This window comes from Pseudomonas sp. NY15435 (assembly GCF_048068295.1).
GTDB lineage: Bacteria > Pseudomonadota > Gammaproteobacteria > Pseudomonadales > Pseudomonadaceae > Pseudomonas.
Genome location: NZ_JBLUQA010000003.1, coordinates 175,347 through 192,193 on the forward strand (window position 1 = coordinate 175,347; position 16,847 = coordinate 192,193).

The 16,847-nt window shown below is 64.7% G+C and carries 16 protein-coding genes; all 16 read right to left on the reverse strand.

Annotated elements, in window-relative coordinates; all coding sequences use genetic code 11:
• Window positions 1-498, reverse strand: coding sequence for a hypothetical protein (locus tag ACNFH5_RS08045; RefSeq protein WP_416745103.1), 498 nt, complete (start codon window positions 496-498; stop codon window positions 1-3).
• A gap of 165 nt (window positions 499-663) precedes the next feature.
• Window positions 664-1,071 (reverse strand): DUF2802 domain-containing protein, encoded by a 408-nt coding sequence (locus ACNFH5_RS08050; RefSeq protein WP_416745104.1) that lies wholly within the window; start codon window positions 1,069-1,071, stop codon window positions 664-666.
• A gap of 1 nt (window position 1,072) precedes the next feature.
• Window positions 1,073-1,552 (reverse strand): chemotaxis protein CheW, encoded by a 480-nt coding sequence (locus ACNFH5_RS08055; protein ID WP_015476565.1) that lies wholly within the window; start codon window positions 1,550-1,552, stop codon window positions 1,073-1,075.
• Window positions 1,553-1,626: 74 nt separating this feature from the next.
• Window positions 1,627-2,562 carry a chemotaxis protein CheW gene (locus tag ACNFH5_RS08060; RefSeq protein ID WP_416745105.1) on the reverse strand — a complete coding sequence of 312 codons (936 nt, stop codon included), beginning with the start codon at window positions 2,560-2,562 and terminating at the stop codon, window positions 1,627-1,629.
• A 97-nt stretch (window positions 2,563-2,659) separates the two neighbouring features.
• Window positions 2,660-3,448 (reverse strand): ParA family protein, encoded by a 789-nt coding sequence (locus tag ACNFH5_RS08065; RefSeq protein ID WP_416745106.1) that lies wholly within the window; start codon window positions 3,446-3,448, stop codon window positions 2,660-2,662.
• A gap of 314 nt (window positions 3,449-3,762) precedes the next feature.
• On the reverse strand, window positions 3,763-4,644 hold the full coding sequence (motD, locus tag ACNFH5_RS08070) for a flagellar motor protein MotD (RefSeq protein WP_416745107.1): 882 nt from the start codon (window positions 4,642-4,644) through the stop codon (window positions 3,763-3,765).
• 15 nt (window positions 4,645-4,659) lie between these two features.
• A complete protein-coding gene (locus ACNFH5_RS08075; RefSeq protein ID WP_416745108.1) occupies window positions 4,660-5,400 on the reverse strand; it encodes a flagellar motor protein in 741 nt (246 codons plus the stop codon).
• Window positions 5,400-6,518 carry a protein-glutamate methylesterase/protein-glutamine glutaminase gene (locus tag ACNFH5_RS08080; RefSeq protein ID WP_416745109.1) on the reverse strand — a complete coding sequence of 373 codons (1,119 nt, stop codon included), beginning with the start codon at window positions 6,516-6,518 and terminating at the stop codon, window positions 5,400-5,402. Before ACNFH5_RS08080 ends, ACNFH5_RS08075 begins: the two co-directional genes overlap by 1 nt.
• A 77-nt stretch (window positions 6,519-6,595) precedes the next feature.
• Window positions 6,596-8,824 (reverse strand): chemotaxis protein CheA, encoded by a 2,229-nt coding sequence (locus tag ACNFH5_RS08085; RefSeq protein ID WP_416745110.1) that lies wholly within the window; start codon window positions 8,822-8,824, stop codon window positions 6,596-6,598.
• A 32-nt stretch (window positions 8,825-8,856) separates the two neighbouring features.
• Window positions 8,857-9,639 (reverse strand): protein phosphatase CheZ, encoded by a 783-nt coding sequence (locus tag ACNFH5_RS08090; protein WP_416745111.1) that lies wholly within the window; start codon window positions 9,637-9,639, stop codon window positions 8,857-8,859.
• 19 nt (window positions 9,640-9,658) lie between these two features.
• Window positions 9,659-10,033, reverse strand: coding sequence for a chemotaxis response regulator CheY (locus ACNFH5_RS08095; protein ID WP_085988857.1), 375 nt, complete (start codon window positions 10,031-10,033; stop codon window positions 9,659-9,661).
• A gap of 197 nt (window positions 10,034-10,230) precedes the next feature.
• Window positions 10,231-10,980, reverse strand: coding sequence for an RNA polymerase sigma factor FliA (gene fliA, locus ACNFH5_RS08100; RefSeq protein WP_416745112.1), 750 nt, complete (start codon window positions 10,978-10,980; stop codon window positions 10,231-10,233).
• Window positions 10,977-11,804 (reverse strand): flagellar synthesis regulator FleN, encoded by an 828-nt coding sequence (gene fleN, locus ACNFH5_RS08105; RefSeq protein ID WP_017520297.1) that lies wholly within the window; start codon window positions 11,802-11,804, stop codon window positions 10,977-10,979. The genes fliA and fleN overlap by 4 nt, the downstream gene beginning before the upstream one ends.
• A gap of 164 nt (window positions 11,805-11,968) precedes the next feature.
• The gene (gene flhF, locus ACNFH5_RS08110; RefSeq protein ID WP_416745113.1) at window positions 11,969-13,279 is read right to left on the reverse strand and encodes a flagellar biosynthesis protein FlhF; all 1,311 of its coding nucleotides are present in this window, start codon (window positions 13,277-13,279) and stop codon (window positions 11,969-11,971) included.
• An 11-nt stretch (window positions 13,280-13,290) separates the two neighbouring features.
• On the reverse strand, window positions 13,291-15,414 hold the full coding sequence (gene flhA / locus ACNFH5_RS08115; RefSeq protein ID WP_416745114.1) for a flagellar biosynthesis protein FlhA: 2,124 nt from the start codon (window positions 15,412-15,414) through the stop codon (window positions 13,291-13,293).
• Window positions 15,415-15,555: 141 nt separating this feature from the next.
• The gene (locus ACNFH5_RS08120; protein WP_416745115.1) at window positions 15,556-16,836 is read right to left on the reverse strand and encodes a TPM domain-containing protein; all 1,281 of its coding nucleotides are present in this window, start codon (window positions 16,834-16,836) and stop codon (window positions 15,556-15,558) included.
• Window positions 16,837-16,847: the final 11 nt, after the last annotated feature.

Here is a 16,847-nt window from a genome sequence, read left to right on the forward strand (position 1 = left end):
TCAGGAGCGAAAGTCGCAGCCCGTGCGCAGCGGCGGATGGTCGCCTGCCGGGGCGAAGTCGCGGATCTCGCGAACCGCCTGGTGAATCGGCTGCTCGTCCTCGCTGTGGTAGAGCACCATGCTGCTGGTCACTTCACGCAGGTGCGCCAGCGAAATCGGCTTGTCCAGCACGTCCAGCAAGGGCACGCGGTTGGACCAGGCCCACTGCATCAGGCCGCGTTTCTCTTCCGCGCTGTAGTGCCCGACCAGCAGGAACTGGCGGAAGGTGTTGCTCTGGCTCAGCGCCTTCAGGCTCAGTAGCTCGCCGGGGCCGGGGCGGAAGTCGTCATGAATGAACAGGCTGTAACGCTGGCGGGTGGCGAGCGCCTTGCGCACCTCGTCGAGGTTCAGGCACAGGCTCAGGTGGTAGAACTCCAGACGATTGAGCAGCACGCTGTAGTTCAGCAGCCGGCCGGGATGCGAACACAGCACCATGGCGCGTCGGGAAATGGTTGCCATATCGATGGCCTCGGAAAGAATTTTGACGAGGCCAATTTAGCGACGATTTGCCGCCATTCTTATCAGACGAGTCCTAATTGCTCGTAGTACGAATCCTACGATCAGAAATCCCGACAGGCGGTGAACAGCGCGGAGAATATCGTGCTGGCAAGGGCCGGCCCGGGCTCAGTCCCGCGCCTTGCCCTGATGCAGGCGGGCAACCAGCTCGGCTTCAGCCTGGGAAAGGCCGCAGCTCTGGGTCAGGTCCTCAGGGCTGGCGCCCATGCCGACCAGCCGCGCGGCCTGGCTGAAGGACAGGCTGGACGGGTCGCGCTGCTCCATGCGCACCAGGCGCTCAGGCAACGGCGCGACCTGCTTGTTCAGCTCGCGCAGCTCTTCGCCCATGCGGATGTTGATCTGCTGGTACGACTCGATGCGCTTGCCCTGTTCCTTCAGACGCTGCTCGAACACCGCCAACTGCTTCTCCAGTTGCGCCGCCCGTGCTTCCTGGGCGCGCTGCCGGCCGGACAGCCACACACAGGCCAGCGCGAGCCCCGCGCAGGCGATACCGAGCACCACCAGAGCGATCAGCACCTCAGATGCTCTCCAGCTCCGACCACTCTTCCTCGGTCATCATCTTGTCCAGCTCGACCAGGATCAGCAGCTCGCCGTTCTTGTTGCAGACGCCCTGGATGAACTTGGCCGATTCCTCGTTACCGACGTTCGGCGCGGTCTCGATCTCGGACTGGCGCAGGTAGACGACCTCGGCAACGCTATCGACCAGGATGCCGACGACTTGCTTGTCAGCTTCGATGATGACGATGCGGGTGTTGTCCGAGACCGGAGCCGGGTCCAGGCCGAAGCGCTGGCGGGTGTCGATCACAGTGACCACGTTGCCGCGCAGGTTGATGATGCCCAGCACGTAGCTCGGGGCCCCGGGGACCGGCGCGATCTCGGTGTAGCGCAGCACTTCCTGGACCTGCATCACGTTGATGCCGTAGGTCTCGTTGTCCAGGCGGAAGGTGACCCACTGCAGAATCGGATCTTCGGCACCTTGCGCTGACGTTTTCTTCATATCCCCTCGCCTCTTCTGGTTCCACGCCGCCTGCGGCGCGGAGGTTGTCTGTCAAATCAGGATTGCACCCGGCCTCAGGGCTGCAGGCGCTTGGCCGCGCCGCTGGCGATCAATTCGGCCAGGGCCGAGACATCGAGCAGCGCGCACATCTGGTCGATCACCGTGCCGGCCAGCCACGGGCGTTGCTGGCGCTGGCTGCGCCACTTCACCTCGGACGGGTCCAGGCGCACCGAGCGGCTGACCTGGTGCACGGCCAGCCCCCACTCGTAGCCCTGCACGGAAATCACGTATTGCAGCCCCTCGCGGTAATCGTCGCGGTAACGCTCGGGCATCACCCAGCGCGCGGTGTCGAGCACCTTCAGGTTGCCGTTCTGCCCCGGCAGGATGCCGAGGAACCAGTCGGGCTGGCCGAACAGCGGGGTCAGGTCGTGCCCCGCCAGTGGATAAATGGAGCCCAGGCACACCAGCGGCACCGCCAGGGTCAGCCCGGCGACGTCGAACAGCAGGCACTCGAAGGGCTCGGCGGCCCACACCGGGCGACCGTCATCGAGCAGCTTAAGCGGCGCGGCGGGCATCTCGGCGCTGCCGGGCTGATGCAGGTCGATGACCTGGGCCAGCTGTGCCGGCGGCTCATCGGCGACAAAGGCTTCCGCGACCGGCTCGGACAGGCGCACTTCGACCGCCGGAGCCTGGACCACCGGCTCACGGGCAGCCGCGTTCAAACGCGCATCGCGGACCTGTTCTTCCAGCACCGCTGCTTCAAATTCGTCGAGGCTGACGCTGGTTTCCGGCGCCTGTACGACGGCAGCCTGAGGCTCGGCGAGCAAGGGTGCGACCGGCTCGCTGACGACCAGTGCCACCGGGGCAACCGGAGCGAGAACGACAGGCGCAGCAACAGGCTGCGCCACCGGTTCCGCGACGAAGTCTTCGAAAGTGGCCTCCTGCAGCAGCGCGTCCAGGTAGGACTGCAGCGCGAGCTGGGGGCGTGTGGCGGTAGCGGAACGACTCATGATGGATAACCGCGCAAGGTGACTGTCCAGCCTATCGGCAGCAGACGCGCCGCTCTTGAGCGCATCCGTCGGATTCTTTTAATCGTGCCTGCCATCTTCAGGCTACCTGGCTCGCCGGCACATGGGCCAGCAGATGCTTGAGCAGCGCGCGGTAGGCGATCACGCCGCGGCTGTTGCCGTCGTTGCGCGAGGGCACTGTGCCCAGCCGGCTGGCATCACGCAGCTTGGTGTCCACCGGGATGAACGCCTGCCAGAGGGTGTCCGGATAGGTATCGCGCAACACCCGAAGCGTGCCCAGCGATGCCTGGGTACGACGGTCGAACAGGGTCGGCACGATGGTGAACGGCAGCGCCTGCTTGCGCGAGCGATTGACCATTTTCAGCGTGTTGACCATGCGTTCCAGGCCCTTGAGGGCGAGGAATTCAGTCTGCACCGGGATCACCAGATGCTGGCTGGCCGCCATGGCGTTGACCATCAGCACGCCCAGCAGTGGCGGGCTGTCGATGATGGCGTGGTCGAATTCGTTCCACAGCTGCGCCAGGCTCTTGGCGATCACCAGACCCAGGCCGTTCTGCCCGGGCGACTGGCGCTCCAGGGTGGCCAGCGCGGTGCTGGAGGGCAGCAGGCGGATGTTCTCGTGGCTGGTGGGAAGCAACAGCGATTGCGGCAGGCCCTCGGGCACGTTGCCCTGGTGCAGGAACAGGTCGAATACGCTGTGCTCCAGGGTGTCCGGGTCGTGGCCGAAGTAACTGGTCATCGAGCCGTGGGGGTCCAGGTCGACGATCAGCACGCGCTTGCCGGCGTCCGCCAGCAGGCCGGCCAATGCGATGGAGGATGTGGTCTTGCCCACGCCACCTTTCTGGTTGGCTACCGCCCAGACTTTCATAGTGCTGGCTCCCCGCATGCACAGGATCGGATCAGAGTCATCATGTGAAGGGTCTGATGATGCTTTTGGCACGAGCCGCGTTGCCGCGACAAATCACGCCAGGCTAGACGCGGGGCGCAGGAAATGGTCATTCCCTTTTCAAGTCCCGCAACGACGCATGGCGTGATTTGCCGCGCAACCCGAAGGGACGGGCCGCATTTTGCGCAGTGCTGCGTTACTCGTCGTTCATTTGGAATGACCAAACCACACTCCTCGCGCCTAACACTGCGCAAAATGCGGCTCCGTCGCGGCCGCGCCAAAAGCATCATCAGACCCTAGTCCCCTGCCGATGACGAAGAATTGACGGCGCCACTGCCGGGCGCCTCGCTGGCAATCACTGGTGCAGATTGCGTGCCAGCATGCCGCAACGCCGGGTCCGGCTGCGCCTTGCCGCTGCCCACCCCGCTGATGCTGCGGCGCACCTCCAGGTTGCGGGAGATCACCAGCACCACTCGGCGGTTGCGTGCGCGGCCATCCGCCGTGGCATTGTCCGCCACTGGCTGGAATTCGCCATAGCCCACCGCCGCCAGCCGACCGGCGTCGAGGCCGTCCTGGGCAAGCATGCGAACGATGCTGGCGGCGCGTGCCGCCGACAGTTCCCAGTTGGTCGGGTACTGCGAATTATGGATCGGCACATTGTCGGTGAAGCCCTCGACGTGCACCGGGTTGCGGTAGGGCGCCAGAATCCTGGCGACCTTCTCGATGATGGCGAAGGCGGCGTCGTTGGGTATCGCGTCGCCACTGGGGAACAGCAGGCTGGAATTGAGGGTTATCTCGATCCAGAACTCGTTGCCGCGCACCGACAGCTGGTCGGTGGAGATCAGGTCGCCGAAAGCCTGGCGCACGCTGTCGGTGATCTGCTGCAGGGTATCGGGGTTGCCCTGGGTCTGGCCGTCATCCTGCGGTTCGTTGAGCGACTGGTCCGGCTGCTGGGTGCGCGGGCGCTCCTCGCCGACGGGGATCGGGCGGATCGAGCGGTCCGGCTGGTTGAACACGCCGGTCAGGGTCTCCGAGAGGATCTTGTACTTGCCCTCGTTGATCGAGGAGATCGAGTACATCACCACGAAGAAGGCGAACAGCAGGGTGATGAAGTCCGCGTAGGACACCAGCCAGCGTTCGTGATTCTCGTGTTCCTCATGGCGCCGGCGGCGAGGCATACGCATCCCTCCCCCTTAGCCGACGAAGCCTTGCAGCTTCAGCTCGATGGAGCGCGGGTTCTCACCCTCGGCGATGGACAGCAGACCCTCCATGAGCATTTCGCGGTAGCAGGACTGACGCAGCACGATGCTTTTCAGCTTGTTGCCGATGGGCAGCAGCAGGAGGTTGGCCAGGCCGACGCCATAGATGGTGGCGACGAACGCGACGGCGATGCCATTGCCCAGCTGGCTGGGGTCGGCAAGATTGCCCATCACATGGATCAGGCCCATCACCGCGCCGATGATGCCGATGGTCGGCGAGTAACCGCCCATCGCCTCGAACACCTTGGCGGCGGCGAGGTCACGGCTTTCCTGGTTGAACAGGTCGACTTCGAGGATGCTGCGGATGGTCTCCGGCTCGGTGCCATCCACCAGCAATTGCAGGCCCTTGCGCGCGTAGGGGTCGCGCTCGGCGTCGGCGACGGCTTCCAGGCCCAGCAGGCCTTCCTTGCGCGCCGTCATGCTCCAGCCGACCACATGGTTGATGCCGCCGACCAGGTCCACCTTGGGCGGCAGGACCATCCAGCGCAGCATGGTCACGGCGCGCTTGAGCACCGCGACGGGAGTTTGCAGCAGGGCCGCGGCCAGCGTACCGCCGACCACGATGAGCGCCGCCGGGCCGTTGGCCAGGGCACCGACGTGCCCGCCCTCGAGGAAGTTGCCGCCGATGATGGCAACCAGCGCGAGGATCAGGCCGACCAGGCTGAGGACATCCATCAGCCGCAGGCCTCGGTCAGGTGGCGACCGATGTCATCCAGGCTGTACACCGCATCGGCCAGGCCCGCCTTGGCGATCGCCATGGGCATGCCATAGATCACGCAGCTGGCTTCATCCTGCGCCCACACCTGGGCACCGCCCTGCTTGAGCATGCGCGCGCCCTCGCGGCCATCGGCGCCCATGCCGGTGAGAACCACCGCCAGGACCTTGTCGCCATAGGCCTTGGACGCGGAACCGAAGGTCACATCCACGCAGGGCTTGTAGTTCAGGCGCTCGTCACCGGGAAGAATGCGGATCGCGCCACGGGCGTCGACCATCATCTGCTTGCCGCCGGGGGCCAGCAGGGCCACGCCGGGTCGGAGGATGTCGCCGTCCTCGGCCTCCTTGACGGTGATCTTGCACAGCTTGTCCAGGCGCTCGGCGAACGCCTTGGTGAAGGCCGCCGGCATGTGCTGGATCAGCACCAGCGGCGCGGGGAAGTTGGCAGGCAGTTGGGTCAGGACCCGCTGCAGCGCCACCGGCCCACCGGTCGAAGTGCCGATGGCTACCAGCCGGTAGGGCTTACGCTTTGGGGCGGCAGAGGTCGCCGGCACCGGAGCGGCCGGCGCATGGCTGCCGGCCGACGAAGCGGGCGCAGCCTGACGCGCAGCGCTGGCGGCCGGAGTCGAAGCCGGTGCCGACGGGCTCGAGGAATACGAAGAGTACGCAGCGAAGCGACGGTTGCTCTTGGCAATGGTGTGGACCTTCTCGCACAGCAGCTGGCGGACCTTGTCCGGGTTGCGCGAGATGTCCTCGAAATTCTTCGGCAGGTAATCGACGGCGCCAGCGTCGAGCGCGTCCAGGGTCACCCGCGCGCCTTCGTGGGTCAGCGAGGAGAACATCAGGACCGGCGTCGGGCAGCGCTGCATGATGGTCCGCACGGCAGTGATGCCGTCCATCAGCGGCATCTCGTAGTCCATGGTGATCACATCGGGCTTGAGTGCCAGCGCCTGATCGATTGCCTCGCGGCCATTGGTAGCCGTACCGACCACCTGGATCTGCGGATCAGCCGAAAGAATCTCCGAGACGCGGCGGCGGAAGAACCCCGAATCGTCCACCACCAGGACTTTGACAGCCATAGACACTCCTGAAAAAAACTTCTTCCATCACATGGGCCAGCGCAGCTTGTTTTATTGACTGCGCTCGCCCACGGCGGTCAGATACGACGGGCGTAGCGCTTGAGCATGCTCGGCACGTCGAGGATCAGCGCGATGCGCCCGTCCCCGGTAATCGTCGCCCCCGCCATGCCCGGCGTGCCCTGCAGCATCTTGCCCAGCGGCTTGATCACCACCTCTTCCTGGCCCACCAGTTGGTCGACCACGAAGCCGATGCGCTGGGTGCCCACGGAGAGGATCACCACGTGACCTTCGCCCGGCTCGTCATACTGCGCGCCCGGCACCAGCCAGCGCTTGAGGTAGAACAACGGCAGGGCCTTGTCGCGGACGATCACCACTTCCTGGCCGTCGACCACGTTGGTGTTCGACAGGTCGAGGTGGAAGATCTCGTTGACGTTGACCAGCGGGAAGGCGAAGGCCTGGTTGCCCAGCATCACCATCAGGGTCGGCATGATCGCCAGGGTCAGCGGGACCTTGATGACGATCTTCGAGCCCTGGCCCTTGGTCGAGTAGATGTTGATGATCCCGTTGAGCTGGGAAATCTTGGTCTTCACCACGTCCATGCCGACACCGCGGCCGGAGACGTCGGAAATCTCGGTCTTGGTCGAGAAGCCCGGGGCGAAGATCAGGTTGTAGCAATCGGATTCGGACAGGCGATCGGCCGCGTCCTTGTCCAGCAGGCCCTTCTCCACCGCCTTGGCGCGCAGCACGTCCGGGTCCATGCCTTTGCCGTCGTCGGAGATCGACAGCAGGATGTGGTCGCCTTCCTGCTCGGCGGACAGCACCACTTTGCCCGAACGCGACTTGCCGGCGGCCTCGCGCTCGTCAGGGCCTTCGATGCCATGGTCCACCGCGTTGCGCACCAGGTGCACCAGCGGGTCGGCGAGGGCCTCGACCAGGTTCTTGTCCAGGTCGGTCTCTTCGCCGATCAGCTCGAGGTTGATCTCTTTCTTCAGATTGCGCGCCAGATCGCGGACCTGGCGCGGGAAGCGGCCGAAGACCTTCTTGATCGGCTGCATGCGGGTCTTCATGACCGACGACTGCAGGTCGGCGGTGACCACATCGAGGTTGGAGACGGCTTTGGCCATCGCCTCGTCGCCGCTGTTCAGGCCCAGGCGCACCAGGCGGTTACGCACCAGCACCAGTTCGCCGACCATGTTCATGATCTCGTCCAGGCGCGCGGTGTCCACACGGACGGTGGTTTCCGCCTCGTTGGCCGGCTTGTCAGCGGCGGCAGCGGCAGGCTTGGCGGCAGCAGCGGGTTTGGCGGCAGCGGCCGGAGCTGGAGCCGGAGCGGCAGCGGGTTTGGGCGCAGGCGTTGCGGCAGCCGGCTTGGCAGCCGCGGCCGGTTCTTCTTTCGCACCGGTGAACTGGCCTTTGCCATGCAGTTCATCGAGCAGCTTCTCGAATTCGTCGTCGGTGATGTTGTCATCGCCGCTGGCGGCCGGAGCTTCCTCAGGCTTCGTCTGTGCGGCAGCCTCGACGGGAGCGCTGGCTTCTTCCTTCGCGCCAGTGAACTGGCCCTTGCCATGCAACTGGTCCAGCAGTGCTTCGAACTCGTCGTCGCTGATCTCGTCGCCGCCGGCCGGGGTCTCGACAGCGGGGGCCGGCGCCGGCTTGGCGGGCTCCTTGGCGCCAGCGCTGAACTGGCCCTTGCCGTGCAGTTGGTCGAGCAGCGCTTCGAACTCGTCATCGGTGATGTCGTCGCCACCCGCGCCTACCGGCGCGGCCGGCGCATCAGCGGTGGGCTCGAGGGCATCCATCAGTTGCTCGAACTCGGCATCGGTGATGTCGCCATAGGCGGCAGGAGCAGCAGGAGCTTCCTCTACAACCGGCTCAGCAGCCACCGAAGCGGCAACCGGCGCTTCGGCCGGAGCGGCGTTCGGATCAGCCAGTCGTGACAGCGCGGCGAGCAGCTCGGGAGTAGCCGGCGTCGGTTCCTCAGCGTCACGGACCTGCTGGAACATGACGTTGACGGTATCCAGCGCCTGCAGCATCACGTCCATCAGTTCGGCATCCACGCGGCGTTCGCCTTTGCGCAGCATGTCGAAGACGTTCTCGGCGATGTGGCAGCACTCGACCAGCGCGTTCAGCTGGAGGAAGCCCGCCCCACCCTTGACGGTGTGGAACCCACGGAAGATGGCATTGAGCAGGTCCATGTCTTCCGGACGGCTTTCCAGCTCGACCAGTTGTTCGGACAGTAGCTCGAGGATCTCGCCGGCCTCCACCAGGAAGTCCTGGAGGATTTCGTCATCGGCGTCGAAGCTCATTCGGGTGCTCCCTCTACAGCGTCAGCGGACGCTTAAAAACCAAGGCTGGACAACAGATCGTCGACATCGTCCTGACCGGACACGACGTCCTTTCTTGTATCGGCAGCAATCTGCGGACCTTCACCCTTGGACGATCTTTCTTTTTCCACCGCGTCGCGCATGCTCTCGTGGTCATGCTCGATGCCGGCGTAGCGATCGACCTGCCCTGCCATCCAGACCAGCTTCACCAGGTTCGATTCGACCTCGGTCACCAGCTTGGTGACGCGTTTGATCACTTGCCCGGTAAGGTCCTGGAAGTCCTGCGCCAGCAGGATGTCGTTCAGGTGCGCGGAGAGCTTGCGGCTGTCCTGGGCGCTGATGTAGAGGAACTGCTCGACACGCTTGGCGAGGTCGCGGAAGGCTTCGGGACCCAGCTCGCGGCGCATGAAGCGCGACCAGTCTTCCTGCAGTTCCTTGGCCTGGGTCTCGATGTGCATGACCACCGGGGTGCACTCTTCCACCAGGTCCATGGTGCGATTGGCCGCTTTCTCGGTCATCGTCACCACATAGGACAGGCGGTCAGTGGCGTCGGCGATCTGCGAGACTTCCTGGGCGCGGGGCGAGCTGGGGTCGATCTGGAAGTTGACGATGGCGTTGTGCAGCTCACGGGTGAGCTTGCCCACTTCCTGGTAAAGGCCGCGATCGCGCGCCTGGTTGAGCTCGGAGATCAGCTGCACGGCAGTCTGGACTTCGCCGCGTTCGAGGCAGTCGACCAATTCGCGCGCGTGTTTTTTCAGGGTCGACTCGAAGTCACCCGCGGATTCGTTGAAATCCATGACGCCCTCTTGGTCAGCCTCAGCTGCCGACCCGCTCGAAAATCTTCTCGATCTTTTCTTTCAGCACCTGAGCGGTGAAAGGCTTGACCACATAGCCGTTGACCCCGGCCTGGGCCGCTTCGATGATCTGGTCGCGCTTGGCTTCGGCGGTGACCATCAGCACCGGCAGGTGCTTCAGACGCTCGTCGGCGCGGACTGCACGGAGCAGGTCGATGCCGGTCATGCCGGGCATGTTCCAGTCGGTAACGAGGAAATCGAAGTTGCCGCTGTGCAGCATCGGCAGCGCAGTGGTGCCGTCGTCGGCCTCTGCGGTGTTGGTGAACCCCAGGTCCCGCAGGAGGTTCTTGATGATGCGCCTCATCGTGGAAAAGTCGTCCACGATGAGAATTTTCATGTTCTTGTCCAAACCTGCCTCCATCGATACCAAACGCGCCCTGGCGGGCGTGCCGTCAATTCATTGAGCGCCGTGCGCTCTTTGCTGTGGGCGCGTCAAAGGAACGTCACCCAAAAATTCGTAAGCCTATAACTTGCCTAAGGAAAATCCCTTCAGCACTGCCTCTCAGAAGCAGTCGACGCGAAACTACCCGATGCTCAGCGAGCGCGCCACTCCGCCAGACGCGAACGCAGGCGCGCGGCGCACTGGCTGTGCAACTGGCTGACGCGGGACTCGCTGACGCCCAGTACTTCGCCGATCTCCTTGAGGTTGAGTTCCTCGTCGTAGTACAGGGCCAGCACCAGTCGCTCACGCTCGGGCAGCTTGGTGATGGCGTCGGCCAGGGCCGCCTGGAAGCGCTCATCCTCCAGCCCGTGGGACGGCTCGTTGTCGTGGTGCGATGCGTCTTCGGCAAAGCCGCTACCCTGGTCGCCGTCCTGCAACATGTCATCGAAGCTATACAGACGGCTGCCCTGGGTGTCGCTGAGGATGCCGTAATAATCTTCGAGGCTCATATTGAGTTCGGCAGCAACCTCCTGATCTTTAGCGTCACGTCCGGTGCGCGCCTCGACGGCGCGGATGGCGTCACTGACCATGCGGGTGTTGCGGTGGACCGAACGCGGCGCCCAGTCGCCCTTGCGCACCTCATCGAGCATGGCGCCACGGATGCGGATGCCGGCGTAGGTTTCGAAGCTCGCGCCCTTGCCCTGATCGTATTTCTTCGCCGCCTCCAGCAGGCCGATCATGCCGGCCTGCATCAGGTCCTCCACCTGCACGCTGGCCGGCAGGCGGCCGAGCAGGTGGTAGGCGATGCGCTTCACCAGAGGGGCGTGTTTCTGGATCAGCAGTTCCTGGGAGTTGTGCGCCTGTGCCTTGCTGTACATACGCGCTCCGGAGGCCGCGGTCATACGGCCGAACCCGTGGGATGTTGCACCAGGCGCTCGACGAAGAACTCCAGGTGCCCTCGTGGGTTGGCCGGCAGCGGCCAGCTGTCGACCTTCTGCGCCACTGCACGGAAGGCCAGGGAAGCCTTGCTGCGCGGAAACGCCTCATACACCGAACGCTGCTTCTGCACGGCCTTGCGCACCGACTCGTCGTAGGGAATGGCGCCGACGTACTGCAGCGCCACGTCCAGGAAGCGGTCGGTGACCTTGGTCAGCTTGGCGAACAGATTGCGACCTTCCTGAGGGCTGTGGGCCATGTTCGCCAGCACGCGGAATCGGGTCATGCCGTAGTCGCGATTGAGCAGTTTAATCAAAGCGTAGGCATCGGTGATGGACGTGGGTTCATCACAAACGACCAGCAGCACTTCCTGGGCGGCACGGACGAAGCTCACCACCGAATCGCCGATGCCGGCAGCGGTATCCACCACCAGCACATCGATGTTGTCGCTGATATCACTGAAGGCCTGGATCAGGCCGGCGTGCTGCATCGGCGTGAGGTGCACCATGCTCTGGGTGCCCGAGGCCGCCGGGACGATGCGGATGCCGCCGGGCCCCTGGAGGATCACGTCGCGCAGGTCGCATTCGCCTTCGATCACGTCGGCCAGCGTCCGCTTGGGCGACAGGCCCAGCAGCACGTCAACGTTGGCCAGGCCCAGGTCGGCGTCCAGCAGCATGACGCGGCGGCCGAGATCGGCCAGCGCCAGCGACAGGTTCACTGACACGTTGGTCTTGCCTACGCCACCCTTGCCACCAGTGACCGCGATTACCTGAACGGGATGCATACCCATATCAATACCTTGTCTCGTCGTTCGACCGTCACGCTTCTGGCGTTTCGGCTAATCCGGTTGCAGTGCTCTACCGCCTCCGGCGCTCGCGGATCGTCTAACAGAGCATCCGCATCGCTTGGGCGGCCCAAGCGGCCACCCCACGCCCCACACGGGGCTCACAATCTTCAGCTGGCGCGACGCACCGGCTGTTGGTAAAGACCGGCGAACATGTCCGCCATGGCGTCTTCGCAGGGCTCTTCGGGCGACTGCAGGCTCACCGCACGACTCACCAACTGGTGCGCGCGTGCCACATGCAGGTCATCCGGGATCTTCGGCCCGTCAGCCAGATAGGCTACCGGGAGATGCTGGCTGATAGCCAGAGCCAGAGCTTCGCCGAGGCTTCCCGCTTCGTCCAGTTTGGTCAGGATGCACCCGGCCAGCCCACAGGAACGATAGTTCTGCCAGGCGGACTTGAGCACCTGACTCTGGCTGGTCGCGGCCAGCACGAGGTAATTCTTCACGTTCAGGCTCAGCGACGACAGCGCTTCGAGCTGCATGCGCAGCGCCGGATCGTTGGCCGGCAGGCCGGCGGTGTCGATCAGCACCAGGCGCTTGCGCGCCAGCGGCGCCATGGCCTGGATCAGCGACTGGCCCGGATCGACCAGGGTCACCGGCACATTGAGGATACGGCCGAGAGTCTTGATCTGCTCCTGGGCGCCGATGCGGAAGCTGTCCATGGACACCAGGGCAATGCTCTGCGCGCCATATTTCAGCACGTAGCGGGCAGCCAGCTTGGCCAGGGTGGTGGTCTTGCCCATGCCGGCCGGGCCGACCAGGGCGATCACGCCACCCTGCTCCAGCAGGTCGATTTCCGGGGTATTGATCGAGCGCGCCAGGTGCGCCAGCAGCATGCGCCAGGCCTGCTTCGGGTCGGCGATGGACGCCACGCGCTCCAGCAGGTTGCGCGACAGATCGGCCGGCAGCCCCATGCGTTGCAGGCGACGCCACAGGTTGGCTTGTTTCGGACGCTGGTTCTGCAACTGGTTCCAGGCAATCGAGCCCAGCTGCACTTCAATCAGTTCGCGCAGGCCGTTGAGCTCGAAGCGCATGGCTTCCAGCGCCTGCTGGCCGGCAGCGGCGGGCGCCGGGGCGACCGGAGCGTCCATGGCTTCGGCGAGGGTCTCGGCAGCGCTGCGACGCGGCGCCTGGGTGCCGTACATTTGACGGTCCTTGCGCACACCATCGCTTGCGCGGGCCGGGGCCGACAGGTCCGCCTTGGCCTGGGCGATCTTCGCCTGGGTCTTGCGCAGTTCGGCTTCCAGCGCCGGGTTCGGCTTGCTGGCAGCCACCGGGGCCTGGTAATCCAGCGCCGCGGTCAGCTCCACGCCGCCGGCGACACGGCGATTGCCGATGATCGAGGCATCCGGGCCCAGTTCGTCACGGACCAGTTTCATGGCCTGACGCATATCAGCGGCGAAGAAGCGTTTTACCTGCATGGTCTTGGACCTCAATTCTGCCCAACGGTGGCAACAATCGTGACTTGTTTGTTGTCCGGGATTTCCTGGTAGGCCAGCACGTTCATGGTGGGAACTGCCATCCGGGCGAATCGCGACATCATCGCGCGGATGGGACCTGCCACCAGCAGAATCGCCGGCTTGCCAAGCATCTCCTGACGCTGCGCCGCTTCAACCATCGAGCGCTGCAGCTTTTCGGCCATTCCGGGTTCCAGCAACATGCCGTCTTCGGAGCCCTGTCCGGCCTTCTGAAGACTGTTGAGCAATATCTGTTCCAACCTGGGTTCCAGAGTGATCACAGGCAGCTCCGGCTCTAGTCCCACAATGGTTTGCACGATTGCGCGGGACAGCGCGACGCGAACCGCCGCCACCATCGCGGCGGGATCTTGACTCTTCGCTGCCACGTTGGCGATGGCTTCGGCGATGGTACGAATGTCGCGTACCGGCACCTGTTCCTGCAGCAGTGCCTGAAGCACCTTGAGCAGGGTCGAGAGGGAAATCAGCCCCGGCACCAGCTCTTCGGCGAGCTTGGGCGAGGTCTTGGCCAGCAGCTGCATCAGTTGCTGGACTTCCTCGTGGCCGAGCAACTCGTGGGCATGCTTGTGCAGCACCTGGTTCAGGTGGGTGGCAACCACGGTACTGGCATCCACCACGGTGTAGCCCAGGGACTGCGCCTGGTCGCGCTGCGAAGCCTCGATCCACACCGCTTCCAGGCCGAAGGCCGGGTCCTTGCCAGCGATGCCATTGAGGGTGCCGAACACCTGGCCGGGGTTGATCGCCAGGTCGCGGTCCGGATAGATCTCGGCTTCCGCCACACTGACGCCCATGAGCGTCAAACGGTAGGCGTTGGGCAGCAGGTCGAGGTTGTCGCGGATATGCACTGACGGCATCAGGAAGCCCAGGTCCTGGGACAGCTTCTTGCGCACGCCCTTGATCCGCGCCAGCAGTTGGCCGCCCTGGTTGCGGTCCACCAGCGGAATAAGGCGGTAGCCCACCTCCAGACCGACCATGTCCACCGGGGTCACGTCGTCCCAGCCCAGCTCCTTGGTCTGCTCGGCACGCTGCGCCGGCAGCAGTTCCTGCTGGGTCTGGGCTTCCTGCTCGGCCTTCTGGCTGGCCTGGCGCTGGCGGTGCCAGATCAGGTAGGCGCCAGCGGCAGCCAAGCCGCCCAAGCCGACAAAGGACACGTGCGGCATACCCGGGACCAGGCCCATGGCGATCAGGATGGCGGCGGAGATCGCTAGCGCCTTGGGCGAGGCGAACATCTGGCGGTTGACCTGCTGGCCCATGTCCTCGGAGCTGGAGACGCGGGTCACCATGATCGCGGCGGCGGTGGACAGCAGCAGCGACGGCAGCTGCGCCACCAGACCGTCACCGATGGTCAGCAGGGCGTAGACCTTGCCGGCGTCGCCGAAGCTCATCGAGTGCTGGATCATGCCGATGGCCACGCCACCGATGAGGTTGATGAAGAGAATCAGCAGGCCGGCGACGGCGTCACCGCGGACGAACTTGCTGGCACCGTCCATGGAACCATAGAAGTCGGCTTCCTGGGCCACTTCGGCGCGACGCTTCTTGGCTTCCGCCTGCTCGATCAGGCCGGCGTTGAGGTCGGCATCGATGGCCATCTGCTTGCCGGGCATGGCGTCGAGGGTGAAACGCGCGCTCACCTCGGAGATACGCCCGGCACCCTTGGTGACCACCACGAAGTTGATGATCATGAGGATCGCGAAGACCACGATACCGACGACGTAGTTGCCGCCGATCACCACCTCACCGAAGGCCTGGATCACCTTGCCCGCGGCGGCGTGGCCGTCATGGCCGTGCAGCAGCACGACGCGGGTGGACGCGACGTTCAGCGCCAGGCGCAACAGGGTGGCGACCAGCAGGATGGTCGGGAATACGGCGAAATCCAGCGGGCGCAGGGCATACACGCTGACCAGCAGGACGACGATGGACAGCGCGATGTTGAAGGTGAACAGCACATCCAGCAGGAACGGCGGGATGGGCAGGGTCATCATCGCCAGCATCGCCAGCAGCAGCAGCGGCACGCCGAGGTTGCCCCGGCTGAGCCCTACCAGATTGCTGCGAACAGTGCCGATCAGTTGCGTACGATCCACCCGTGATTCCCCTGCGCGTTGGCGGCCGAGGTGGCCGCCGGATCAAACTTTTGACGCCCAACCGGGCATCCGCACAGGGTTTTGCAGGAAGCGTTCCAACTTTCTCGAAGGGCTGGAAATAGCTGATTCAGAGCGGCCGGATCACCAACTTCCTGAAGCGCCGCCACCGCCGCTGGAACCACCACCGCCGGAATAGCTGCTGCCCCCACCGGAGGACGATCCTCCCCCCGAAGACCCCGACCCTGACCTCGAACTGCCGCCAGTCATGAAGGCGACCAGGAAGGGGAAATACAGCATGGGAATCAGCACCAGAGAGTCGGGAAACACCCAGGGCCGCTGCAGGACGCCTACCGTATGGATGACGAATCCGGCGATCACCATGGCAAACGCCAGGCGGACGGCGAACTCTACGCGACTGCGCTTCCAGGCACCGAAGGCGAGGAAGAACGGCAGGCACAGAAACACCAATCCGATACCCGCGGCAAAGGGCAACGCCAGGCCAAAGAGCGGCACGTCGCTACCGAACTGCGCCGCGCCTAGCGCAATAGCAGTCAGGTAAAGGACGATACCGCCCACTATCATCGCCGCCTTGCCCGATGACGCCGCCAAGGCGCCGACGCCCCCACCCATCAGCAGGCAGAACGACAAGGCGAACAGCATCGCCGGAGCGCTCTGCAGGCCACAACCGAGCGCCAGCACCATGGCCACGCCCACAGCGCCCGGGATGACTATCTTCACGCCAAGCCAGCGGCGGCGCAGTGCAGCTCCCGCCAATGCGCCGACACCCAGGCCGATCAACAGCGCCCAGCCCTCAGTCGTCAGATGGAAGTCGCGACTTTCTTCCGGGAGAGTTTCGCCGTCGATCAGGCGCTCCAGCACTCCCACCGCCTTCTCGATACCGCCGGCGAAATCGCCATTGCGGAACGCCGGAACCATCTCTTCCCGGATGATGCGCCCGGCGACCACGTCGGGAATCGCCCCTTCCAGGCCGTAGCCGACCTCGATGCGCATGGTCCGATCATCCTTGGCCACCAGCACCAGCACACCGTCGTCCACGCCCCGGCGCCCCAGGCGCCATTGCTCGAAGACACGGGTGGCGTACTGCTCGATGCTGTCCTCGCCGGTGCTGGGCAGCATCAGAATGGCGATCTGTGACCCCTTGCGCTGCTGCAGCGCCATCAGCCGCTGTGTCATCGCAGCGATCCAGTCGTCATCGAGGGTGCCGGTGAGGTCGGTGACGGGGCTTTGCAGCTCAGGCACCTTGATGGCGAGGGGAAGCTCATCTCCAGCTTCCGCTTTGCCGGGCGCGGCAACGAGCTCGTCCTGCGCGGGACGGGCGACGTCGGTCGGCACCTGTGCCTGGGCGCCAGCCGTACCGAGCAGGATGGAGAGCAACAGAGCACAGCGAATCCAGATGTTCATACCTTCATTCC